The following is a 24,465-nucleotide window of genomic DNA, read 5'->3' on the forward strand; positions in this document are numbered from 1 at the left end:
GTTACATAATTGGTAGATATTCCATAAATTAGGACTATATATATAGGCGAAAGTTGCGTTATCCTGCCAGTTAGCTCAGCGAGGCTGCCGATTATGCCGGCAGCCTCGTTCAGGTAATTGTTAATCTATTGTCTCCCGTTAGCGTAACTCTTCGGATAAACATAAGGATAGTTGCTTACGCAGCTGCTTTTTGTCCACCTTATCCACGGCCGTTCGAGGCAAAGTATCTAGGATGAATAAATGAGATGGCCATTTGTGCCGTGCGAGACTTGGTTCACAAAACGCTTGCAACTGTGCCAGATTCAAGCTACCGCCATCCCGCAGAATTACGCAAGCGACGAGCGTCTCACCTTCACAGAGAAGTGGAAGTCCGATCACGGCCGCATCACTAACCATTTCATGGTTTGCGATCACCTGCTCCACTTCAGCACAATACACGTTTGAACCGCCTACTATTACCATATCCTTCAGGCGATCCAATACATAAAGATAACCATCGGTATCCATATAGCCAACGTCCCCGGTCCGAACCCAGCCGTCGGGCATCGCTTCGTTAGAGGCCTTCGGTTGGCGCCAATACCCGATCATAGTCTGCGCGCCGCGAACAACTATTTCACCGGGCTCATTAACTGCTGCCTCCCGACCGTCACCGGCAATAATCCGAACATGGAAGGCCTTTTCACCCTGGTCAGCTAGATCGGATGGACGACCTACTGATCGAAGGCGAATCGGATCGTCTTGATGCTGGATGGGAAAAGATCGGCTGATAGACATTCCGCATTCCGCTTGCGAATAATTGTTGACAATCAATGCTCCCGGGAATTGCGCTATCGCGTCCAGTAGGGTTTCCGGTGCAATGACGGACCCTCCGCAACCGATCACCTTCAGACTTCGCATATCCCTGCCGGTTGAGGACGCCTCTCGAGTGAGGTCGCGAAGTAACTGGCCGACAGTGCTGAGATGCGTAATTTGATCGCGTTCCACGGACTCCAGTATACGGTTTGCTGGATACTCGTCCAGAAAGGCCAGACATCCTCCTGCAGCCATTGTCGCCCACAGCTGGAACTGCCCAACGAGATGCGATATATTGAGCACCAGTACACGACGTCCGATATCATAACCGAAACCTGCGGAAGGAGTAAATTGATTCCAGGCTGCCATTCCGTTATGCGAATGCATTACCCCCTTCGGTATGCCTGTTGTTCCGCCAGTGTAGATCAGAACGGCTGTATCGTCTGCACTTCGCTTGCAAGTACCAACTGGAGGCGGCTCAAGCTTCTTCCGTAAAGGAGAATTCAGCGAAGTAGAACTCGAACCTTCTTTCGTCCTGAACAGCTTCGGAGGATTCGAGAGAAGTTGTATCGTGTAGTTAGCGGTATCGGAGTAACGATTGTCATGGATGAGCATGTGCGGTTCAGCATCCTCAAGAATGGCTGCTATCTCGGTTACAGTTAGCAAAGGGGACAGCACAAGTGGGATAACACCGATCCCTACCGCGGCATAAAGCGCTAGAACAAGTTGGGGATTAGGATCCCCGAGAAGAGCAAGTCGATCACCGGGCCGGAGACCCTCGTCATACAGATCATGGCTGAGCTGTTCAGCGAGTCGATGAAGTTCCCCATAATTTATAATCTGCCCGTGACTCAAAAGCGCTGGCGCCTCAGGGTACAAACTTGCTGCCAATGGCAATCGTTCAGATAGAATCATGTTATCGCCCCCCAATATTCCTACTTTAAATCAGGTATGAAAACTCGGATTATGAATAGAATACCACGTATCTGGAAGTATTAGGAATTAGTTATTCCAATCATTTTCATCAATTCCCCTGATAAATCGTTCTTCTACCAGGAGATCGGTTTCCGCGTATGATATTGAGCTAAACTGCCAGTTAGCGTAACGAAGGGCTAACACGCGGCAGCCCTTTCGGTGTTCAACTATCGTTCCACGTTAGTTCAATACAAAAATTTACATTTGTTTAATTGGGTACACTCTTTAACCTTTAATAAATTCTATTAACAAAGACCCCTCTGAAGAGGGGTCACCTATGTAAATTTATGTTATTTATTTCATTGCTATTTGGAGAAATGCCTTGATTAACGGATGTACTATTTTATTAAAAGCAGAGCGTTCGGGCTGAAATAGTGTTCCGACAAAGAAGGGATGCTGATAAAGCTCCATTATACGAGTTTCACCATTTTCATCTACTCCAACAATGCGCATCCCTGCATGTTCTAACAGAGGAGCAAATTCTGGATTCAAGCCATAATTGCAAATGCCGTATTGTTCAGTGATTTCGTCTTTGCCATAAAATGTCGCAACCTTTGAACCTGATGTGAGTCTGAAAGTGTGCGTTTTTTCACTCACAGAGCATGTAAGAGGAGCAACCAACATTAAGGAGGCACCAGGATTTTCTTCCGCATGATCTGCTTCATAAAGTCCCATCATATTTCTGGCAAATTCAATGATCATGTGTTGAAAGCCGCCGCAGGTTCCTAGAAAAGGAACCTGATGTTCACGAGCAAATCGGATGCCATTAAGCGCACCTTGCATACTTGCGTAAGGACTTGCAGGTACTGTCCAAAGCGCTTGATAATTTGCCAACTTCAGTTCGAAATCTTGTTCCAACGAAGGCGTTGCTATCCATTCGAAATCGACCTGATATCCGAGATCATTCGCCGCTAACTCAATAGACAAGGGGATTGCTTCATGTGCTTTGACCTCTTGATCATAATCACCGATTAGCCCAACACGAATCATTTGTTTTTACCACCTCTCCATTATGGGACACATTATGAAAATACATAAAGAGTAATTTTAATCCCGTAAATGGCTCGTTGTCAACCAATGGTTATCCGAGTCAATAACATTCGCGTACCCCATTTTTAAAACATTCTTATTCCACTCTACTGCCAGATAGCTTAATGACAGAAGGAGCAACTGCCGCGGTGGCAAAACTGCTCCTGGATGCTCTGAACTAACGTTCTACGAGGGAGCTTAATGAAGGGCTACCACATGGCAGCCCTTTCGATGTTAAACTATCGTTCTCCGTTAGCGTAACAACCAATTGGTTTAACTTTCATCTTTGAAATGAAAATGTTCATGATGGATCGAATCCATCCCAACCAATTTACCATTCATTTTATGGTAATATGCGAAGTTATTATTTAGCGGCATTCGAAGTATTTGATAGTTGTGCTCTCTTGGCAAGGCTTCCACTTCTTTGATAGCTAACTCACGTGTGGTGTAAATACCTATTGGAAAGAAATTTGGAAAACCAATTGAACCATCAGCAACGAAAATTCCCCATACGTAATCATTTGGCAATTAAATCACCCTTATCATTTTACGACCTAAAACCTGAGTTAAGTATTCGGTGACCAGATGAATTATCCTTCCCATTAGCGTAGAAAAAGCAACCCATCATTTTGGTCAATTGCCTTTGTTCTTGATTGAACTAACGTTCCCAGTTAGTTTAATGCCCTAGAGTCTTTTCGAAAACCGAAAACCAGAAACGGTGTAACCTAAATGTTTATAGAATTGATGTGCCTCTTCATGTTCTGGTCTATTGCCGCTAGTCAGAACAATAACGTTTGCCCCGTTTTCCCTCGCCCATTTTTCTGCTTGTTTAATAAGCTCTTTTCCTATTCCTAGCCCTCTATACTCTGTTTTTGTAACCAATGCTGAGATTTGAATTACAGGATCATCCCCTTCATAGCTGTAAAGCTGACGAAGGCCAACCATTCCAACCACTTTTCCTTCGCGTTCAGCCACAAAAGTACAATACATTGGATTTGAGGTTATTTTCTCCAATCTTTTTTGCATCTGTTCTTTTGATGCAGGATGGGCTAAATCACTCATCAATTCGGTTATCGTTTCAATATCACTAATTGAAAACTCCCTTATAACTTGCATTTTCGGCATCACCGCTTTCCAGAATATAACTCACGAATCTAACTAAACATTTTGAGGTTATTGAAGATAACTGCCAGTTAGCGTAATGAAGCTGCCGACCATTGTGGTCGGCTGCTTCCGTGTTTTTATGGAACTATCGTACCCGTTTAGCTTAATGAAGTGGTGGCAGTCTAATACTTTATTTTCTCAGTCTACAACTCTATTTTCCGAGTCTAACACTTTTTTTTCCGGTCTAATACTTTATTTAGTGTTCATAGACGGAGCGGAGACGCTGCTGTAGGAACAGAGTAGGCCGGAACCACTCATACGAGCGGTTTCCGGCCTTATTGTCGCTTCCTATTGCTTTGGCTTAACCCATTGATCCTGGAACACAACCTTATGCTGGGCTGCCTCGGCTTGATAGTCGTTTTCGTCAAAGCTGCCGTCGAATACGGAGAGTCGGAAATATACATCCGCCGTCCGTTTCAGCCTCTCGTTCGTAGGCCGAAGCGTGTACGCAAGCTCGCCCGGTTGATATACCTTCGGCTGATCGGAATGATTTGCCGCAAGGGGCGTTTCTCCGTATAAATATTTCCATGACGTCATTTCGAATTCCGTGCCGATGAGCAGCTCCGATACGAAAATGGCGCTATGAGGCGGGAGCGTTACGGGCTGCGTATTGATGGCTTTATACAGGTTATACGGAGGGATGGAATTGCCTACGTAAGTTTCCGTATAGTCGAACATAAAGCCGTCCAGAGCAGCTTGATCCTTCAGACCTTGCGCTGCCGCCTGATTGTACGTCATGCCTTTACTGCCTATTTTCAGCACTGTAAATTTGAGATGAGCGCCCGGTTCTAGAATGCCTTTCTCCTTGTCGGTAAACGTAATGCCCCGATCTTGGCTGTAAAAAAGATCCTGGACAAGATGGAAAAAGTATTCGGTTTCGTACGCTTCGTAGCTTAAGTAGTAGGTGACGCCTCCATCCTCGATCGGAATTTCCGCAGGAATATTAACCGTTGCCGTAGCTTGGTTGATCCCGTACGGGATCACGATAGGCTGTCTTACATTACGGCCCGTTTGAACATCGCCGTCTTGATAGCGAAGCTTCAGGGTTACCCAAACCAGCAGATCGCGAGCAACCGGAATTTCCGTATTGACAGAAACTTGTATGGAATGATTTCCGGCCGACGGTTCTTGTTGATTTGAAGATGGATACCGCTCAGAGTCCCAGCTTATGGCAAGCTGTCGATTTTCGTTCGTGACATTAAAGTTCATTCTTTTGTGGAATTCGTACAGCCGCTCTGCCTCAGGAGAATCCGGCAAAGCTCCGCCCCACAAGTCTTCCGGATCGTTCCATGTTGCATCGACGTGATAGTAAACGCCGTCCAGACGAATAAGATTCCATGCGTGCTCGATACTGGAGCGCCCGCTAATATAAAACATATCCAGGCCAGCAAGCTTGCCCAGTATTTGCAGAGCGTGGGCGTATCCGTCGCAAACCGCATACTGCTCGATCAGAGCGCCGTATGCCGAGTATGGACTGGTCTTGGTCGGGATGCCGCGGTTGAATTCGCTGTCGTCATACGTGACCAGATCGATCAAATAATCGTGAATGGCTTGTTCCTTTTCCACATCGGTCATGCCGGGTTTAATCGTTACTTCTATGATTTCGCGGGCCTTTTTGCCCAAGGCTTGAATTTCTTCAGCCGAATCGTAGCCGCTTAACGTTTTGCCCTTCATAGGAGACAAATCGGCAATCGGCGTTCCGTCCAGGTTCAGCGTAGTCAGCGCCGGCATTCCATTAATGACGTTAATGTTGGATACGGCGGTGTAGGAAATATTCAGAAAGCTAAGCTTCTTTAGCGCTGCCAGGCTATCGATGCTTGTTATCCCGTTATCGTTGATTAACAGCGAGCTTAGCTCGGGCAACTGGGCCAGAACGTCCGGCGTTCGAATGAAATTGTAGCCGACGTTCAAGCTTTCGAGCTGCTTCAGCGCGCTTAGCGGGGACAAATCCTCAATCGAGTTTCTTGCCAGGCTGAGCGATTGCAGCTTGGTAAGCGATTTTAAAGGCGTAAGATCTTTAATCAAGTTATCGTCGAGTTCGATATGCGTTAAGCTCTGCAATGCTTCGATTCCGTTAAGGGACCGGATTCGCGTATGCTTCTGATCGCTGTTCAGAGAGGTTAACTGAGCGACATCGGAACGGTAAATAACTCCCGTCGGCTTATTTATCGCGGCTCGAATGAGCTGTTCGAGTCCCGGATCTGGGAAGGTGACGACGGTTTTATCGCCGCCGGAGCTTGAGCCTGCGTCGAACAGGCCGGCCTGGGTTGCGGAAGCTTTCGTAATCACGCCGTCGTTAATCAGCTTTTGCGCAAGCGTGGTCGATTGGCCTTTTAACGCCTGCTTCAGCGCTTGGTACGAAATCTGTACGGCATGTCCGCGCAAAAACTTCGTTTGCCCCAGCTGATCGCGCAGCGCTGTATCGATTACACCGACGCCCGCCGCCTTATTAAGCGCCTCTTGGTAGGTAAAGTCGCCCTGGCTGTCTTGGTACCCAAGCGCCCGTAGAATAAAGGTGGCGTATTGCACCGCAGTCATCGCGTTGCCCGAGCCGAACCGTTTGCCATCGATCCCTTGGGCAAGTTTGTTTTGGTAGGCGTAGTTGACGAAGCCGGCGCCCCATTTCGGTACATCGGTAAACGGCACCGGGTCGCCGCTCAGGCTTTGCGCTTCTTTCTCCTTGCCCAGCAGCCGAATCAAAATGACGAGACCTTCGAGCCGTGTCGGCGCCCGGTCCAGCTCATATCCGTTGTTCGTACCGGCGAACAGGCCAAGCTGCTTCAGCTTGTCGGCATAGCCGGTATTCGGATTGTTCGCAGCCGCGTGCAAGACACCCGGCAGCAACGTGCAAAGCAAGCATACAATCAATACGAATTTCAACGATTTGCGAGAATAAAGAGATAAAGCCATCCGCAACAGTCCTTCCCCAGGCAATTAAATATAAATCGTTAAATATTACCATCGTTAATTATACCTGGACAAAGGTTGTCGGTCTACCGTTTGCTATTAATCCCCAGCCTCCTGCAGTGTAGAAAGAAAATAAAGTATTAGACTGGATATGCTGATCCCGCGCGGCTTTTCGAATTATAAAACCGTCAGATCTCGTAAAAAAAGTATTAGACTGACCCCAACTATAAAAACAGCGGCAGCCGCGGACGAGAAAATAAAGTCCTAGACTACCGCTGTTTTTATTGAGCTAACGTACCCGTTAGCTCAATGCTCTTTGTTCGAAATACTGTAATAAAAACTTGGTTGACCACCTAAAATTGCAACTTCGAAATATGTTACATGGTATTCAACTGGACCAAATGCCCCTGCCTTATCTTTTATTTCATTGACAATTTTACGGCGGTAACCTATCTCCTCATAAACTTCCCGAATACAGCATTCCTCAAGGTTTCATCTTGTTTTTTCCCGCCAGATGGCACCGATCATCGTGCCGCCCCAATCCACTTGCTTATCTTCTGTTCTACATTTACTTATGTGACAGGCAGAATGATTAATCAATACTTCATAAAAAGGATAATGAATTCAGATTGCTAAGTATTCATTAATATTTCCCAAACCCTTTTTCGCAAGTAATGTCCAACATGAGAATGTCATACAGATTTTGCTTGGATTCATCTAATTTTTTTTGAGCGGCTTCAATTTCCGCAATTTTATTTTGTATCAGGCTCACATGCTCATCCTTCGACATTCCGTTTTTCGAGATCATTGATTTGATATCCTGAATCGAAAAGCCAACTGCCAAACAATGTTTAACAACATTCAGATGATGAATGATATTTGACGCATAAATCCGATAATTATTTTGATCCCTCAAAACATACTCATCCGTGATAATGCCTATTTGCTCATAATAACGGATCGTTGAAATCGGGAGATCAATACTTTTTGCTACTTCACTTATCTTCATGACCATCGCCCCGTTTTTAGCGCTTGCTATAAAGTATACTTTATAGTTTACCATCTTAATAGTTATGATAAGCAACATCATTTCCAAACTCAACCGAAAAAGGAGAGAAACCTGCATGAGCATCCTTACAGGCAACTACCAGAAAACAAACAACTTCAATAAAATTGCACTGGAACGTCGTTCCGTTAAAGTTTACGATCCCGAAGTGAAAATCAGTCGGGAGGAAATGACCGAAATTTTAGCAAAAGCTTCCCGCGCTCCATCTGCCATTAACATGCAACCCTGGCGTTTCCTTGTGATCGACAGCGCCGAAGGCAAAGAAAAACTTGCGCCACTGGCCTCCTTCAACCAGACACAAGTTTTGACATCTTCGGCTATTATTGCGGTATTTTACGACGCTAACAATATCGAATATATGGACGAGATTTTTAATAAAGCAGTAGAACTTGGCTATATGCCGCAGGACATCAAGGATATGCAATTGCAGCAGGCAAGATCGTATTATGCAAGCCTGACTCCATCCGCCTTGCACGACATAAACATGCTGGACTCGGGACTTGTTTCGATGCAACTGATGCTTGTAGCTCGCGCCCACGGCTATGACACCAACCCAATGGCGGGTTATGACAAGGAGCGAATCACGGAGGTCTTTAGCTTGGACAAGGAGCGATTCCAGCCGGTCATGCTGCTTTCGATTGGCAAAGCGAGCAAAGAAGGCTATCCATCCTACCGATTACCATTAGATACGATTACCACTTGGGCATGATCGGACTTAGGAGACCTTTCTAAAAGAACGCCTCTTAGCATCCCTTAGACGTTTCGTTTAAACTGTATTTGAGAAATCTTTTATTATTCACCCTTTAGATTTCCTGTAAGATGATGATATGAGAAAAATATTATCTTTCATGGATTGGGGTATATTCGCTCTTCGTTTATATCATTATATTTTGCTGTTGTCCCGGGTTCTGGCAGTAAGTGAGTTTTCGAACCGAACGTTATTAAACGCGATCTGGCTGAGCATAGCCCTTGTCGTCCCTTTGCTGTTCTGGTTTCCTGGGCGCCGGATGAACAAAGTCTGGTTTTGCATACTGGAGCTATTGCTTGGCGGATCTTATTATGTGAATTCTGTCATTCATCCTGATCTGACTTCTAAAGCGGACTATTTGCTGCCGAGTCTTACAATGGGGTACTTATTGACTAAGCAAACCCTTTGGATCATTCCCTTACTTGTTGTCATTCCTTTTTCCTTTCAGTCTTACCTAAGATTATCTTGGGAGCAATCCCTAAGTATCGGGACAGACAATCTGCTGTTCTGCTTCATCGGCATGTGGGCAAGCTTCGTCGCCAATGCGTATTATCAGAAGAATAAACTGGTAGCCGAAGTAGAGCATCAAAATAAACTGTTAACTCACTACTCGGCCGAGATCGAGAAAATGACTCTGCTTGAAGAGCGCCACCGCATGTCCAAGGAACTTCATGATACACTGGGGCATTCCTTTATCTCACTCATTCTGAGCCTTGATGCTTCTATTGCCCTTATGGATAGCAAGCCTGCCGAGGCCAAAGACCGGTTAATTCGCTTAAGAACATTGACTGAGAAAAATCTGGACGAAATGAGGAACATCGTACACGAGATGGGGGAAGAAGAGGAACCAAGTCTGATCCGACAGGTTGAATCCCTTGTGGCCCGTTTCCGGGAGCACACGGGTACGGCCCTGACTTTGAGCCTGTCGGGGTCAGAGCGGTCCATACGTTTTGAAGTACGGCAAGCGATCCTTCGGGTCATCCAGGAATCCTTTACAAACGCACTAAAACATGGAAAAGCTTCTCAACTGCATCTGGAGCTTAGATTTTCTGCGAGCAATCTGCAATTGTCCGTTCGAAATAACGGCAAACCGATCGACAAGCTAAATTACGGCTTCGGTTTGACCACGATGAAACATCGGGTTGAGCGGTTGGGAGGCAGCCTGCACCTATCATCTGGGGAGGGAACTCCAGTGATAACCGAAGTCAGATGCGAAATCCCGCTGAAGGGAGTGATGCCGCATGGTGAAAATTAAAGTGCTGCTTGCCGATGATCAAGAGTTAATTCTCGAGAGCTTACATATCGTCCTATCCATGGAAGAGGATCTGGAAATTGTCGGTTTAGCCAAGAATGGGGAAGAAGCCATCAAGGGCTGCGAGCAGTTTATGCCGGATATTGTATTGATGGATATCAATATGCCAGTCATGGACGGCGTTGCCGCAACGGCCCTGATTAAAGAACGAATACCTGCAACCAAAATCATCATGCTGACTTCCTATAAGGAAGTAGAATATGTGTTAGCGGCGTTAAGCTATGGAGCAGAAGGATATCTGCTTAAAGCCCTTCATCCCAAAGACCTGGCTGCAGGCATACGGGTGGTTCAGGCGGGAGGGACTTTAATCTCGCAGGAAATGGCGAGTAAAATGATCAAGAGCATCAACAATACCACCCCTGCGAAAAATAATGAATTCGGGCTCACTGCCCGTGAAATAGAAGTGCTGCACAAGCTGGCTTCTGGCCTGCGTAATCCAGACATTGCCGAGGCGCTGTATCTTAGTGAAGGGACGGTTAAAAATTATATCTCAACGATTTATTCGAAGCTGAATGTGAAAGGAAGGCGGGAGGCCGCCCGTAAAGCCCGAGATTCGGGAATTATGGATCATTAAAAAACCGATCCCAAAGAAGCTGGTAACCTATTAGGGTTGCCGGCTTTTTTTGAATATAGCCATAGAATAAATGATGACAAAAGCGCACTGTCTCTTTATGACTTTTTCAGCCTATACTCATAGCATCAAACAACAGAGGAAGCGATGTGAAACATGAAGAAAAAAATGTCTGAAAATAAAGAGATGCTGCAGAATGGCAGGAATTTAAGTGCTTGGAGTTCATTTTGGCGCTTTCCAATCGTCTGGATGATTGTGGGGGCTATCGGTATTGTTCTCATAGATACGTTATTCCGGCAGCTGACAGAGAGCGCAGAGGGGATGATTTCCCTTGTTTTTACTCTAGTGATGGGATTTCTGGCCATCTTGGTTTATAAGCTCACGCTGACATACCTGGCCCGGCGGTCCACTCCAGAGATATCTAGACAGCGCGCAGGGATTGAAACTGTCTTGGGCGTACTAACCGGGACAATCTTTATCACAGGGTCCGCTTTTATTATTATGGCTCTGGGAGGCTACTCCTTTCAATGGGCAAGTTCTGCGGATACGAGTTCTGTTCTAATATCCTCCATTGAAACAGCTTTGGGAGCAGCCATTGTCGAGGAACTTATCTTTCGTGGACTTATGTTTCAAGCCATTGATAAACTGGGGGGGAAACCGCTCGCACTTGCTGTGACCTCTCTATTCTTTGGGGTTGCCCATCTTGGGAATACAGGGGCAACATTATGGAGCGCGTTCGCCATTGCTCTGGAAGCAGGTGTTCTGCTCGGAGCCGCTTTCTTGTGGCGGCGGAACTTGTGGTTTGCCATGGGACTGCATTTTGCTTGGAATGCCATTGAGGGCTTGCTTGGCATTCCTGTTTCCGGACACTCAGCTGCCGGTCTATTTACTGCAAAGGTGAACGGTGCCGCACTTCTCACAGGTGGCGATTTTGGACTTGAGGGTTCCATTGTTCCGGTTGTGGTCAGTCTTCTGATCTCCATTCCTATGCTAATTTGGGCTGCACGGAATCGAAGGGTTGAGGCCCGGAACCTTCCTGTATCATCTTGATTCCTGCATCTCTGCTGTAAACAGCCTAGTTGCAAAGTTGTAATTCAAAATTTCGCTCTACTTGTGGTACGGTTCTCCGCGCTGTCTGTAACGGCAAGTTTTAGGGCTATCCTTTTGCGGGATGGCCCTTTCTTTTTCCTCACTTTGTTCAACTACCGTTCTTGCGGGAGCGTAACAATGGCTGCCAATTAATCTCTGTAGCTCTGGAATTGAAAAGCTTTATCAAAATGGAAAGTACGCTTGACATTGCTTGCGTTGCACGATATATTTTCCATATGGAAAGCTCCCTTTCCATATGGAGGGTGAACGCATGAACAACCGTTTAGAAGAAATCCGCAAGCAACGCGGAATTAAGCAAGAAGAATTAGCAACGGCTCTTGAAGTGTCAAGGCAAACGATCGGTTCACTGGAAAACGGACGTTATAACCCATCGATCCTTTTAGCGTTCAAGATTGCTCGTTTTTTCGGTATGAGTATTGAAGAAATCTTTATTTATGAGGAGGATGAAAATGCATGAAAAAAATTATTTCGTCATATTTTCTTACCCTTGTGGGCGTAGGACTACTAGCAGGTGGTCTGTACTTCATCAAAAGAATTGAAGATCCACAAGGTATGCTGCGAGCGTTGCCTTTTATCTGTGTTGGGCTTGGCTGTGGTATTTTCGGTCACGGTATGGGAGAAATAATCGTCCGAACCGCTATGAAGAATAATCCCGCCGCAGCAAAGCAACTAGAGATTGATAAGAAAGATGAGCGTAATTTGGCAATCGCTAATCGGGCAAAAGCGAAAGCATATGACATGATGGTTTTTGTACTTGGAGCCTTAATTACAGCATTTGCCTTTATGGCTATAGATTTAATAATGGTATTGCTATTAGTTTTTGCCTATCTGTTTATCCTTGGATATAACACTTATTACCGTTTCAAGTACTATAAAAAGATGTAATAAAATCGCTGTTTATTGGAAAATCCCATTTGACACATATTAATCATTAAGAAGGGAATGAAGACGATGACGAAATTATCTTATAGTGGTTTAAAATACGGAGAAAGTGATGTGGAAGTAAAATTATTGGTGGATATACAAAATGATTGGTTTGAGATAACACATACCAAGGAAGTGTCTCAAGTAATGAATAAATCAACAGGCGAATATATCGTGGTTAATCGAAACACTTTGAAATTTGAGGTTGTTTCATAATACGAAACAAATATGAAACACATGAAACTTATACTCACTCGAAAATGCTCTGCCGACGGATCCAAACGCTGGCTATTCCTTGTTATATGCTGACAACTCGGAAGAAGCAAGAAAACGATTTGAAGAAATAAGGAAGAGGTTCAACATCTTATGCCCCTCTTTTTATTCGTTTCGGAACGTCGTTCCCATCCATTCGGCAAACCGTTCCTCCTCTTCAAACTGAGGGTAATGAGCCGAGTGCTCGTAGACGATAAACGTTTTGTCCGGCGCGTCCAGCGCTTCGAAGTACGCTTTGGCCGCACTCGTCGACGTCATGTAATCATGCGCTCCCATTACGAAGTAGACCGGTAGTTCCAGCTTCTCTACCAAGCTCGTAATCGGCCGTATGGATTCTTCATTTAAGAGTTGGTCCTGCGTTAACGCAATCCCCCTTGCGTAACGAATTACATCCAACAGGTTATATTCTCGGTTCATTAGAAAACCTTCGACATAGTCGCGGTTATCGTCAATTAATCTTGCCGCTCCCCCATACTTCCTGATCAGACTTCTGGGAGTTATGTCGCGCCCTGCCTCAATATTCTGCCGCATGGCTTCCAGTTGTCTAATATCGCTCTTATCGTCGGATGCGGTGGCTTGTCCTAGCGCGAAAGCGAAGCTGTCCAACTCGCTGACGTGATGATTTGCGACTTGTCCAATTCCGATATAAGCCGCGAATTTCTTCGGCGAAGCAGCCGCTGCCTGCATGCCTATGTACGTTCCGTAGGAGTGACCGATTAGAATTACCTTGGATTGCCCTAGTCTATCGGTTACGAAATCTGTAAGCGACAACAAGTCTTTGACCAACACCCCTGCCGTCACGCCCGAATAATCTTCCCCGAATTGATGCGACTTGCCGCTGCCCCTCTGATCGTAATGCACGACGGTAAATAGCTTCTCCAGTCTTTCTTGGTATTTGCGCACGTAAGGGATTTCGGAGCAACCGGGGCCGCCGTGGACGAAAATGACGATAGGATTATTACGGTCGGCGCCGCGGATCATGATCTCGTGCCACGCACCGTTTAATTTCACCTGCTCCAGCGTGGCAATACTGTTTTCTCCTTTAATCGAAGGTGTCCACGTCGGGAATGCGAGAGCAACCACGATGACAGCGGTAAAAGCAAAAATGATTGAGACAGCCTTTCTAGTTTTTCTTCGCTTTCGATCTACTATGGGATACGCGCCCCCTTTCATATGATGTATGAAAAATTAGGCTTTTTTGTCGCAGGCATGCCTCGACGCCTTAGTCGAAAGTCAAGGAAAATAGATCCCCTTTTTGTCTGTGCCTTGCTCTATTCTGCCCGTTGAACGGGCCCGGAGAAGTCCTTTCATAGCTACTTTCTTGCGAGATACTAAAATTCTTATCTAAATCATGCCACTGAGCTCAAAAGCTGTTTTGTAATTCTAACGGAAAAGAGATCGTGCAGACCGTGCCTTTGCCTTTTTCACTTTCATAAATTATGCTTCCCTTCATCGCCTCAATGAATCGTACTGCAACAGAGGTGCCGAGCCCTGTCCCACTTTCTTTCGTTGTATAGAACAGTGTCCCGATTCGCTGGATCTCTTCTGGGGTCATCCCTTTGCCTTTGTCAATTATTTTCAGTTCAACTCGATCACTTTTTAATGCCAGTTTTATTTGTACCACTGCCTTTTCCGTTGAAGCTTCTACTGCGTTTTTAATTACGTTGACTAATGCTTGCTGCAGTTGACCGCGATCGGTATGCATATAAATTTGCTGTTCCACTTGGCTATCGAACTGTATTCCTTTGTAACTTGCCAATGGCGTTAACAGTATAGTGATATTCTCGATTAAATCAGATAAAGAAAACTTTTCTATTTTTGTTAATTTCGGTTTTGAAAAGTTCAGATAATCAGTAATGATTAGCTCTGCTCGTGCAAGCTCATCTAATGCAATTTCTAAATAATTTCGATTTTTGCCCTCGACTATTGTTGCACTCATGAGTTGTAAAAAGCCTTGAACAACGGTCAACGGATTACGGATCTCATGTGCAATGGATGCGGCAACTTCACCTAATGTCTTTAGCTTTTCTGCACGTTGAATTTCCTCTTTCATTTTAGCTCGTTCAAAGTTAAATTCCTGAAGCGTGCAAGATAACCAAGTCCCTAATGTTTGAATTAATCCAAAAAACAAGACTGCCCAGATGGGCTCAAAATCCAAGGGCTTTTCAACTTGTTTGAGGAGTGTATATGAAATTAGAATAAGCAGCATAACAACAGAGGGGATTATGGAAATGAGGACCACTGCTCTTATTCGCCGACTCCCGGTTAATCGAGCGATTTTTTTGGCAAATAATAAAGGCCCCAAAAACGCCAACGTAATGCTTACAAACCCAAACAATATCGCATTTCCGCCTAAATAAGTCCGGGTAGCCAAAATCATTAGGTAATTAATAAAACCGGCAATCGGTCCACCGTACACCGTAGAAATCACAAGTGGGACATACCGGAGATCCCAGTATAAATCTAGTGCGTAGTATGAGAAAATCAAGCAAAATGAAGATGAAATCCCTTGCAAAAGACCTATCGTATAAGGAGATTTGGAGTACCGCCAACGGTCACCAAACGCTGTTAAGACTAAAACTGGAGCTAAGACGATAAGGACGTTAAGAAATAATTTTTCTAGTAACATAACCTTGTGCGAACCCCCACCTTATTAAATGATTTATAAAAAAATATGTAAGTGTTATCCATGGGCAACACTACCAAATATTTATTCTTTATCGCTGTGTGATTTCCTCTTTTATTGCGTATTACTGCCGCTTAGCGAAGAAAGCTGCCGATTCGATATCGGCAGCCTTCTCTTGATGATTTTTGAGCTAAAGTTACCCGTTAGCATTCAATTACAACTGCACCTGCCGCATCAGCCCATCTTCGCCGAAGCTAAGCGGGTCAATGCAGACTTCGCGATGATAGCCTTTTCCTTCTGTAAACCGGGTCAGCGGCGTGACAAACCGGTGATAAGCAATCCAATGCTTATCGGTGCCGGGCTCCTGAAGGATCGAATGATGAGCGGTCCCAAGCATATCCTTTTCCTTATTTTTGAAAAGAACCGGGTAGCGGTAGGTTACCGGCCCGTAAAGCTGCTCTGCCGTGCCATAGTTCACATGGTAATCCTCGCTGCCAGTGTCGTCGCAGGACCATGTGAAGTGATACAGTCCGCCGCGCCTCAGAACGGTGACCGCCTCCCGGAAGTCGTGCAGACCGACAATGTTTTTCATCGTATCCTCGATGACAGTTACCATATCTTCGCCGAGCTGTACGATCGCGGGGTGCCCATTTCCAAACAGCAGGTAAGCCGAGCCGTCCTCTTCAAAAAAGACCGACGGGTCAATCGCCTGGCCCATAGCGATCCCAAGCCGCTTCGTCTGTTCCATGGTAACAAGCGGCTGCGGCTGCGCGTGAAACGGACCTATCGGAGTCTCGGCAACCGCAACACCGATGGCGCTCTCTCCGCTTTTCATTTTGCCGCAGAAATAATAGTAGTATTTGCCGTCTTTGCTTGCAATGGCCGGTGCCCATGCGCTTCCTATTGCCCAAGGCACATCCTCCGTCGCCAGATCCAAGATCACGCCTTCGTCTTCCCATATCTGCATGTCAGCAGAAGAAAATACATGAAATTGCGTACCCGACCAGCCCGTGAAGCCATCGGTTGTGGGATAAAGGTAATAGCGGTCGCCGAACTTCACAAGATCCGGGTCGGCGAATTGCCCGGGCAACACCTGATGGCCGTCGCCAAACGCCGCCAGAAGGCGGCTGCATTCAGCAGCCGTAATAGGGAGGACTCCGCCGTGGCGTTTCTTGGTTTTCCCCAAATCGAACGACCCTTCCGGCAGAACCCGGAATTCACCGCTTTCAAGATCGGAGGTCAGCAGGGGAAGGTAGCCCTTTCCTTCCGCAAAGCGGTCTACGATCAGGCACCACTCTTCGCGGTCGCCAAGCTTAAATATTTGAGGGCCCTCTACCCCTACCAATGCCTCTAAAGCCGGAGCGCTCAGATTGTCAAACGAGCCTTTATCCAGCGATGCGCCTTTTTCCACCCGGATATTTTTAGTCGTTTCATCCTTGGAATAACGGTAGTAGATGCCATTGTGGGCAATGATCGTGGTATCAATAATATGATTTTCCCGTTCAATATACTTTTCGGAAGGTGTGAAGCTTCGAAAATCCTTAGTACGGGCGCTGAAGATTTTTTGTTTCCGTTCATATTCCTGCGGCTCCTGCGTCGCGGAGGCCCAGAACACCAGGAAGTCGTCCGCAGCCTCGTCGTATACAGCCTCCGGTGCCCAGACGCAGCCGGCGCCCGGTACGCCAAGCGTGACTGCCCAAGGGGAAGACCAATTCACCAGGTCGGCGGACTCCCATACGATCATGTCGCGGCTTCCTGCAGCAGACGCAGCGGCCCAGCCTTTTCCGTTTGCAATGCGGAGATCCGTGGCAATCAGATAAAACTTGTCTTCCTTGGGCGAGCGCACCAAAAACGGATCCCTAACGCCCTTTTCCCCCAGTTCGGAACGCAGCACAGGTAAACCCGCGTTCAAGTCTTTCCAATGCAGGCCGTCTTCACTGTAGGAGAAGTAGACCTGCTCTCCGTCAGGCTGTTCCCCGATAAAATGCACCAGAAGGTAACCTGAATAACTGTAATTATGTACTGACAAAATAATCCTCCTTGCTGCATTTAAGATGCATAATGTATTTGGAAGTCTGATTTTATGATTGTATTGTATCATACATATCGTAACTGCTCAGCACCCAAAATGCTCGAGGCCGATGCGCCGCCACCGATTGGACCGCCCGGATCGGAAGCTATACGAAACACGATAAACCACCGAATGATCGCCTTAACAGGAATGTTTAGCTTAACGAGGCTACCGTGCGATCCGCGGCAGCCTATTGGGTAACTAGTTCGACTCCACCGCGCTATTCGCCCCGTAATCTGCTCATCGCGCTGACGAAATACCCGGATGCCGCCTCCGGCTTATGGTATCAGGTCGTGGACAAAGCGGACCGTCCGGATAACTGGCGGGAAAATTCCTGTACTGCCTTATACGTGCATGCCATTGCCAAAGCCGTGCGGACGGTCAAATATAGGGCTATAATAAACGCAACTGACCAAAGCCGTTTTCTCTCAAAATGAAATAGCGATAGCCCGGGACGCGAAATACAGTCCTAGGCTACCGCTTTTGGCCGATTTAACTGACGTGCTCACTCGGCTTCTCCAGCCACACATGCTGGAAGTCGATCCAACCGAGCGAGTTGATGCTAACCCCTTTGACATCCGGGTGAAAATGAGTCGTCACCTTCTTATGAAGAAGAAACATGACCTTGCATTCGTCCCGCAGCCGCTGCTCGATCTGAAGCAGAATCCGCCGGCGGTCTTCCGGGCCTTCCTTCGCCATCGCTTCGTCGATGCGCCCTTTCACCCACAGCCGGAACTCGGGGTCCAGATGCTCCTTGATGAAGCTGCCCTCTTGCTCGTACAATTCGAGCTCGCATACCTCGTCTTCGGCGAAAACGACCCCGTAGAGGATCCCGTCCACGGAAGCGACCAGATCGGTATTCCGAATCGTATGCCAATCCTCCAGTCTAAACTCGACCCGTATCCCAAATTCGGCGCAGCGGTCCACAATCCACCTGGCATCCTGCTCATGAATCGAATAGGAGCTGATCGTGATCGGTTCGCCGGCGTACCCGGCTTCAGCCAGCAGGCCGTTCACGCGTGTCTTGTCCAAAGCCTGTTCTGACGGCTTAGGCTTGCCTTCTTCGTGACGGAAGCCTGAAGCGGCTAATTTCCGGTTTCCTCCGAGATCCCGTATCATCCCGCTGCGGTCCGTCAGCAGATCAATTGCTTGCCGGAAAGCGCGATGCCTGTGCGGTCCCTCCTTATTCATGTTCCACGTCAGGAGCGTGCAGCCTTGATCCACTTCCTCGATCGTCTGCCATTCGCGCTCCGGTTTCTCCTCAACGGATTCATGGTCGGTTATGAGCTGCTTCCAGTCTTTCGGCCGCGAGCCGAGAGGACGATCGTCCGGCAAGAGAATCAGCTCGACAACGTCCAGATGCGGTCTCCTCTCGAAATAATCCGTATGCGCAGCCATTACTACATGCCCTTCAGTCCATTTGACGAGCTTGAACGGCCCCGAACCGACTGGATGCCTGCTGAATGTCTCTTCGCTCTGCTGCACGAGATCCTTAGGCACGATCGACATCGAGTTTCCGCATAGGAAGCGGGGCAGCAAATATTTAGGCTTACTTAGCGTAAACTTTACGATACGCGGCCCCTCAGCCTCGACGCGTTCGACGCCATCCAGCATCCAGCTGTTCGGCAGCCCCTGAAGCTGGCGTTCAATCGTGAACACGACATCCTCCGCTTCAACCTCGCGGCCATGGTGAAACCGGACTCCTTTCTGCAAATAAAAGGTCCATGCCAAACCGTCCTCGCTTCTCGTCCAATGATGAGCAATTCCGGGCATTATCCGTCCGGTCGATTCATCGAAACGCAAAAGCCGGTCAAACAGCTGCCGGATCATGTGCGAATCGAAACAGTAATACACCATTGCCGGATCGAGCGTCGTAAGCGGTCGATAGACCGGCAGGCGGAGCGTGTCCAAACTGCAGCCATCCAGCTGCCGGCCTGTCTCCTGATGATAACCGAACTGGTCGGTCAGCCATGCCATGAACCGCTCCTGCGCCGCCGTATTCCCTCCATATCGCTCAAGCAGTTCGAACGCGTATTTGTACTCCCCGCTCCGCGCATGCCTGACCGCAAGCTCGAACAAGTAATGCTCCTTCTGGACGAGTAAAGATAGCCGGGAACGATGGCCGCGCCCCAGACCGGCCTGCCAGCCAATCAGCCCCTGATCGACCAGCTTGCGTATGACGAATTTTACATTGCGTCTCGTACAATAGAATATCTCCATTAACTCGTCCAGTGTGATCTCGTACGTCTCATCCAGCTGATGGCCTGGATTAAAGCTATCGTACAACGCCAGATACCTCTCTTCAGCAGACATCCTTACACCTCTCATTCGTTAACCCAACAAACCGCGATTACTAGTCAGTATACCGCAGTTGTTTAAAAGGGGAAACCGATATATCGAAAACTTAACTTTTTACCCCTTTCTTCCACTGTCATAATGAAAGCAACGAAATGAAAGCAAGACAAAGTTGCAGTCATACCCGTAAGGGGTTCCTCCAACCAAATGACGTATAACCCACCTTAAGACATTTATCACGCGTGCTCCTGTTACCATTCAAGGACAAAGGCAAAAACAATGGCGATCCCTCGGCCGATCATTAAGTTTCTGTAAACACAGCAATACCTTCAGTGATTGTCATATTTGATGCTCACATAGACGAAAACTTTTTTATCCGGACTATAATCTTTGTCCGTATGTCCCTTAACTCTCCACTCTGCTCTGTAACCTTCGGGTACCTCGGCAGCACTGAACTCGGTACCATCCGGGAGTTTTGTCGTATCTTCCGTCGTTCGGTTGCCCTCGCCCACGGTCTCCAGGCTAAGGTCATAATCTTCCCCTTCCGGGGAACCCATGGAAACCTTAACGACTCCACGGAAATCTTCAGGGGGGCTCCAAGATCCGCTCAACTCTTGTCCTGAGGACGAAATGTACCCGTAATATAACGAAAATTCATAATTGTACCAGCCATCTGAATAAGTTCTGGAATCGGAAAGCTGAAAAGAGCCGGGAGTCGCATATGCAGCAGTAGTGATCGTCGCTTCTTGTTTCACACTCTGGTTGCCGGCGGCATCGACGGCGACCAGCGAAAAGAGGTAGGACGAGTTTGGAGACAGCCCCTTCACTTCATAGCTGTTCACGTCCCCGTTCAGGGTCTCCAGCAGCGTGTTGTTTTGGAATACCATATACTCGTCTACACCCGTTTCATCCCTCGCCGGCAGCCAATTCAGATGTACGCTGTTATAGGTCACACCGGTAACCGTCAGAACGTCGCCTTCAGGCCACTGCGGCGCTTCAGGATAAGCAACTTGAATCGAATACAACGAACCGCCGTCAACTCGGTACCAGGGACCGCCGGCGAAGACATGCTCCCGGTATTCTAATTCCCCCGGACCGCTGAAGGAATACAAGAGTTTGCCTACCTGGGCGGAATGAATGTAAGTTGTGTCTCCAAGCTTGTACGCGACGGTGCCGTCCGGTCCCAGCTTCTTGATGGAGAGGGGAGGGCCGTTCCACGCCCCGTCGGTTGCAAACACTTGCCTTTCTACGCCTTCCGGAGACCGAGCATACAAGATCCAACGATCTTTTTCCGCATCATACTCCCTATAGGCAATCCATCCGTTGTTGATCTGGTATGATGTTTGGGGGTCGGACCACTGGTCTTCTGCATTCTGGGCTACTGTAGTGATTTCGCCATTTGCGCTGCGTACCTGAAGCGACCATTTGGAATCACTTCCGTCATCCCGCGCGAGTGCTTTGTAGATAATGTTTTTTCCGTCGGTCATGGCCCCGGAGTATGCCCGGTAGTTCGAAGAAGGCGCGTATGTCGTCAACGTACCGTCAGGAAGCGACTTGTAGAGGCCGGATTCTGAAGTGGGATCCGGATCCGTATAAACCACCGTTCCGTCAATCGACAAATCAAATTGGATGTATGATGCAAATTCTAAACCCGAAGTCGGTAATGTTCGGAACTCTCCTGTAGCTAGATTCGCAACACCATTGGTAAATACCGCAAAATTCCCATTTACTTCGTGTAGGTCCCCCGAGTGCTCATCCCAGCCTTGCAGCGCGGAGCCATAATACCCAAGACCGCGGGAATGGGAATAAAAAACGCCTTCAGCGCTTAGCCTCGCCAAATGAATACCAATGGGATAATAGGCCCCGGTCTCGCTTGGATCGAAAATCTTTATTTGGCTTTTATCCGTACGGTTGTACAGCCAGAGCACTTCGTGATAGCCCGGTTGTTTCCACGCAATACGGTTTTCGTCAAAATCAAGAATGATGCCGTCAACCTGGAAAAGGCGCGTCTCGGGATCGGTTCCGGCGGCATCGGCCTGAAAGGGCAACAGCAGCGACAGCATTAGAAATCCGCAAACCAAAAGCATAAACCTTCGTCTCATCGCGTTTCCCTCCAAATGAAATGTCTTTATTTAAACCTACCATAATCAGGAAAAAATCAAATAACACCAGAGAACCAAATCCATTTTTTGAAAGATAAGATTATATACCTAAAGATAGAACATCTGCGCATGCAATGCTGCATTCCAGCTTGACAATCTTGCATAATTTTTTTATGGTATTTACATACCGACTGAATGTATGAAGGAGGAAGTATTGATGGCAAGGAATAAATATCCCGAAGAAACACTAAACCAGATTCTGAGAGTTTCGCTCAATCTGTTTATAAAAAAAGGCTATGAACACACATCTATACAGGATATCATCGAAGGGCTCGGCGGGCTTTCTAAAGGCGCGATTTACCACCATTTCAAATCGAAGGAAGACATAATGATTGCGGTTCTAAAACAACTCTACAAAGATGTTGAAGATAAATTGGCCTCTGTCCGGGATGACAAGCAACTAAACGGTCTGGAGAAGCTTCGTCAAATAATTTGGGCCTCTTTGAATCATGATCCCGCACAACTGGAGATGATGTCGACGGCGCCAAACCTTTTGAAAAATCCAAAGATATTGGCAGCCCAACTACAAAGCATGATCGAGGATGCAGTGCCCATTTATATACAGCCAATCATTGAACAAGGGGTATCGGATGGGTCAATCAAATCAGAGTATCCCAGGGAACTTAGCGAGATGGTGATGCTTCTAAGTAACCTATGGTTAAGCCCCATGATTTTCGAAGCTTCACCTGAGGTAATGCTTCGCAGATGCCGGTTCTTCCAGAGTTTACTAAATGGAATTGGAATTGACCTATTAGATGAGCAAATTATCCAACGTTACGAGGTGTACTATCGTTTTTACAGCGAGAATCATTGAAATGGCGGTGAGAGACATGTAAAAAATTTTTGGAGTTATTCATACCTTCGGTCGGTATTAAAAATAATGGAGGAGTCTATTATGAAAATTACAACGGAAACCTTTGACCTAGATTACTGGAAAAAAAGACTGGATGAGCTGCGCAAAATCTATAACGTGCCGGGAGCATCTCTGGCTGTGCTCGTTGATGGAGAAATTAAAGCGCTGGCCTGTGGACTGCTGCATCAAGGGACAGGTGTAGAAGCGACAACCGATTCGTTGTTCCAGATCGGTTCGATTTCTAAAGTGTATACGGCTGTACTGGTGATGCAGCTTGTAGATTCGGGCGAACTGGATTTGGACGCATCTGTTAAAGATGTTCTACCAGAGCTAACCGTCCCAGGAACCGATGCGATAACAATTCGTCAATTACTTTTCCACAGTAGTGGTCTGACTAGCGATTTTACAATCGACACCGGTCGCGGCGATGACTGCTTGGCTCGTTACATCGAGGCTTGCAATGGGCTAAGGTTGGAAAGCTCCCCCGGAACGGTCGTTTCTTACAGCAGTGTGGGATATAACGTGTTGGGCCGCATCGTCGAGGTCGTGACTAACCAGACGTGGGACGATGCCTTAAGAGACCGAATTCTCGTTCCGCTTGAACTCGTTGGGACGGTAACGCTGCCTGAGGAAGTGTTGCGGTTTCGGGCTGCGATGGGGCATTTGGCCGGCGGGGTAGGTCAAATTCCGGAACCTGCTCCTTTCTGGAACCTACTGCCGCGCTCGTCCGGCCCCAGCGGCGGAGCTTTGTGCGCAACGGCTGCTGACCTCATTCGGTTTGCCAAGATGCATCTTAACGGAGGCCTTGCGCCGGACAATACCCGCTTGTTGACTTCTAAGTCGGTAGCCGCCATGCAACGTCTAGCGGCCGAAACGCCTGATAAGTGGACATCTGGCAACATAGGATGGGGACTTGGTTGGATGATTTATGACTGGAACGGAGTTCCTGTGTTTGGGCACGACGGTGCCACGATCGGACAGAACGGGTATTTGCGTATAGTTCCCGGGAGCGGCGCGGCCATTGCCTTGTTGACCAACGGCGGGAGCACCGATTTGCTTCAATCGATTCTTTTTCGGGAATTGTTCGAGGAAATAGCCGGCATGAGAATTCCGGACGCCACCTTTGAACCAGCGCCGCAGCCACCAATGGTTGATATCACACCGTTCGTTGGCATCTATAAGCGTGAAGGAGTCGTCATTACCATCACAGAACACAACGGAATATTACATTTGGTATACGAAATCTCCGACGGCAGAAAAGACCCCTCTCCACCGCTTGAAATGGAGCTTATACCCGTGTCGGAGACAGTATTTGCCGGGGGGATCGATGGTCAGGACAGGATACCCGTGGTTTTCTCCACACTGACGGACGGTTCAGTATATTGCTACATCGGCATGCGCGCCGCACCTAAGATCACGTTAAGCGGTCAATCTGCTGAGGTTAACTGAAGACATAAATTTCCCATTCCTCCACCCCTATTGGATAACCTGTCGTTCCGTTTGGCATGATGGGTAGTGTCAGCTTTGCTGGTACTACCCCAGCAATACTCTCTCGCAACTAAAACTAATTCCCAGTATTCGCTGGTT

At 47.3% G+C, this 24,465-nt stretch carries 20 protein-coding genes and 2 pseudogenes; 10 read left to right on the forward strand and 12 right to left on the reverse strand.

Annotation, left to right across the window (positions count from 1 at the left end; all coding sequences use genetic code 11):
* Positions 1–138: 138 nt before the first annotated feature.
* The 7 genes and pseudogenes from J2T14_RS23935 to J2T14_RS23960 all read right to left on the reverse strand — a co-directional run bounded on the left by J2T14_RS23935 (position 139) and on the right by J2T14_RS23960 (position 7,876).
* Entirely contained in the window at positions 139–1,707 is a 1,569-nt protein-coding gene (locus J2T14_RS23935; RefSeq protein WP_307474890.1) for a class I adenylate-forming enzyme family protein, read from the reverse strand.
* Positions 1,708–2,061: 354 nt separating this feature from the next.
* Complete coding sequence (locus tag J2T14_RS23940; protein WP_307474892.1) at positions 2,062–2,757, reverse strand: CTP synthase C-terminal region-related (seleno)protein; 696 nt, start codon at positions 2,755–2,757, stop codon at positions 2,062–2,064.
* Between the two features lie 312 nt (positions 2,758–3,069).
* Positions 3,070–3,324: a hypothetical protein gene (locus J2T14_RS23945; RefSeq protein WP_307474894.1), complete on the reverse strand. Its 255-nt coding sequence runs from the start codon at positions 3,322–3,324 to the stop codon at positions 3,070–3,072.
* 156 nt (positions 3,325–3,480) lie between these two features.
* Positions 3,481–3,921, reverse strand: coding sequence for a GNAT family N-acetyltransferase (locus tag J2T14_RS23950; RefSeq protein WP_307474896.1), 441 nt, complete (start codon positions 3,919–3,921; stop codon positions 3,481–3,483).
* 327 nt (positions 3,922–4,248) lie between these two features.
* Entirely contained in the window at positions 4,249–6,870 is a 2,622-nt protein-coding gene (locus J2T14_RS23955) for a leucine-rich repeat domain-containing protein (protein ID WP_307474899.1), read from the reverse strand.
* A gap of 303 nt (positions 6,871–7,173) precedes the next feature.
* A pseudogene (locus J2T14_RS30975) lies at positions 7,174–7,344 on the reverse strand (hypothetical protein); the annotation flags it as partial.
* Between the two features lie 166 nt (positions 7,345–7,510).
* Positions 7,511–7,876: a helix-turn-helix domain-containing protein gene (locus J2T14_RS23960; RefSeq protein ID WP_307474901.1), complete on the reverse strand. Its 366-nt coding sequence runs from the start codon at positions 7,874–7,876 to the stop codon at positions 7,511–7,513.
* A gap of 115 nt (positions 7,877–7,991) precedes the next feature.
* On the opposite strand from J2T14_RS23960, the gene J2T14_RS23965 reads away from it, so the two are divergent.
* From J2T14_RS23965 to J2T14_RS23995, 7 genes are all read left to right on the forward strand, one after another.
* Positions 7,992–8,642, forward strand: a complete 651-nt coding sequence (locus tag J2T14_RS23965; RefSeq protein ID WP_307474903.1) for a nitroreductase family protein — start codon at positions 7,992–7,994, stop codon at positions 8,640–8,642.
* A 352-nt stretch (positions 8,643–8,994) separates the two neighbouring features.
* Entirely contained in the window at positions 8,995–9,936 is a 942-nt protein-coding gene (locus J2T14_RS23970) for a sensor histidine kinase (protein WP_307474906.1), read from the forward strand.
* A complete protein-coding gene (locus J2T14_RS23975; protein ID WP_307474908.1) occupies positions 9,923–10,567 on the forward strand; it encodes a response regulator in 645 nt (214 codons plus the stop codon). Before J2T14_RS23970 ends, J2T14_RS23975 begins: the two co-directional genes overlap by 14 nt.
* 153 nt (positions 10,568–10,720) lie before the next feature.
* On the forward strand, positions 10,721–11,614 hold the full coding sequence (locus tag J2T14_RS23980) for a CPBP family intramembrane glutamic endopeptidase (protein ID WP_307474910.1): 894 nt from the start codon (positions 10,721–10,723) through the stop codon (positions 11,612–11,614).
* A gap of 310 nt (positions 11,615–11,924) precedes the next feature.
* The gene (locus J2T14_RS23985) at positions 11,925–12,131 is read left to right on the forward strand and encodes a helix-turn-helix transcriptional regulator (RefSeq protein WP_307205292.1); all 207 of its coding nucleotides are present in this window, start codon (positions 11,925–11,927) and stop codon (positions 12,129–12,131) included.
* Positions 12,128–12,559, forward strand: coding sequence for a hypothetical protein (locus tag J2T14_RS23990; RefSeq protein ID WP_307474912.1), 432 nt, complete (start codon positions 12,128–12,130; stop codon positions 12,557–12,559). Before J2T14_RS23985 ends, J2T14_RS23990 begins: the two co-directional genes overlap by 4 nt.
* A 66-nt stretch (positions 12,560–12,625) precedes the next feature.
* Positions 12,626–12,814 carry a hypothetical protein gene (locus tag J2T14_RS23995; protein ID WP_307205288.1) on the forward strand — a complete coding sequence of 63 codons (189 nt, stop codon included), beginning with the start codon at positions 12,626–12,628 and terminating at the stop codon, positions 12,812–12,814.
* 162 nt (positions 12,815–12,976) lie between these two features.
* On the opposite strand, the gene J2T14_RS24000 is transcribed toward J2T14_RS23995, so the two are convergent.
* The 3 genes from J2T14_RS24000 to J2T14_RS24010 form a co-directional block, all read right to left on the reverse strand.
* Positions 12,977–14,044, reverse strand: coding sequence for an alpha/beta fold hydrolase (locus J2T14_RS24000; RefSeq protein WP_307474913.1), 1,068 nt, complete (start codon positions 14,042–14,044; stop codon positions 12,977–12,979).
* A 190-nt stretch (positions 14,045–14,234) separates the two neighbouring features.
* Positions 14,235–15,500, reverse strand: a complete 1,266-nt coding sequence (locus J2T14_RS24005; RefSeq protein ID WP_307474914.1) for an ATP-binding protein — start codon at positions 15,498–15,500, stop codon at positions 14,235–14,237.
* A gap of 211 nt (positions 15,501–15,711) precedes the next feature.
* A complete protein-coding gene (locus J2T14_RS24010) occupies positions 15,712–17,526 on the reverse strand; it encodes a family 43 glycosylhydrolase (RefSeq protein ID WP_307474916.1) in 1,815 nt (604 codons plus the stop codon).
* Between the two features lie 272 nt (positions 17,527–17,798).
* On the opposite strand from J2T14_RS24010, the pseudogene J2T14_RS24015 reads away from it, so the two are divergent.
* Positions 17,799–17,945 (forward strand): annotated as a pseudogene (locus J2T14_RS24015) (glycoside hydrolase family 88 protein); the annotation flags it as partial.
* Positions 17,946–18,060: 115 nt separating this feature from the next.
* Here J2T14_RS24015 and J2T14_RS24020 read toward each other — a convergent pair.
* Positions 18,061–19,881 carry an SgrR family transcriptional regulator gene (locus J2T14_RS24020; RefSeq protein ID WP_307474918.1) on the reverse strand — a complete coding sequence of 607 codons (1,821 nt, stop codon included), beginning with the start codon at positions 19,879–19,881 and terminating at the stop codon, positions 18,061–18,063.
* Between the two features lie 311 nt (positions 19,882–20,192).
* Entirely contained in the window at positions 20,193–21,965 is a 1,773-nt protein-coding gene (locus J2T14_RS24025; RefSeq protein ID WP_307474921.1) for a fibronectin type III domain-containing protein, read from the reverse strand.
* A 217-nt stretch (positions 21,966–22,182) separates the two neighbouring features.
* Between J2T14_RS24025 and J2T14_RS24030 the strand changes: the two genes are divergently transcribed.
* Together J2T14_RS24030 and J2T14_RS24035 are read left to right on the forward strand one after the other, a co-directional pair.
* Positions 22,183–22,839: a TetR/AcrR family transcriptional regulator gene (locus tag J2T14_RS24030; protein WP_307474924.1), complete on the forward strand. Its 657-nt coding sequence runs from the start codon at positions 22,183–22,185 to the stop codon at positions 22,837–22,839.
* Positions 22,840–22,920: 81 nt separating this feature from the next.
* Complete coding sequence (locus J2T14_RS24035) at positions 22,921–24,327, forward strand: serine hydrolase domain-containing protein (protein WP_307474926.1); 1,407 nt, start codon at positions 22,921–22,923, stop codon at positions 24,325–24,327.
* Positions 24,328–24,465 lie beyond the last annotated feature (138 nt).

It is taken from the genome of Paenibacillus harenae (assembly GCF_030812415.1).
GTDB lineage: Bacteria > Bacillota > Bacilli > Paenibacillales > Paenibacillaceae > Pristimantibacillus > Pristimantibacillus harenae_A.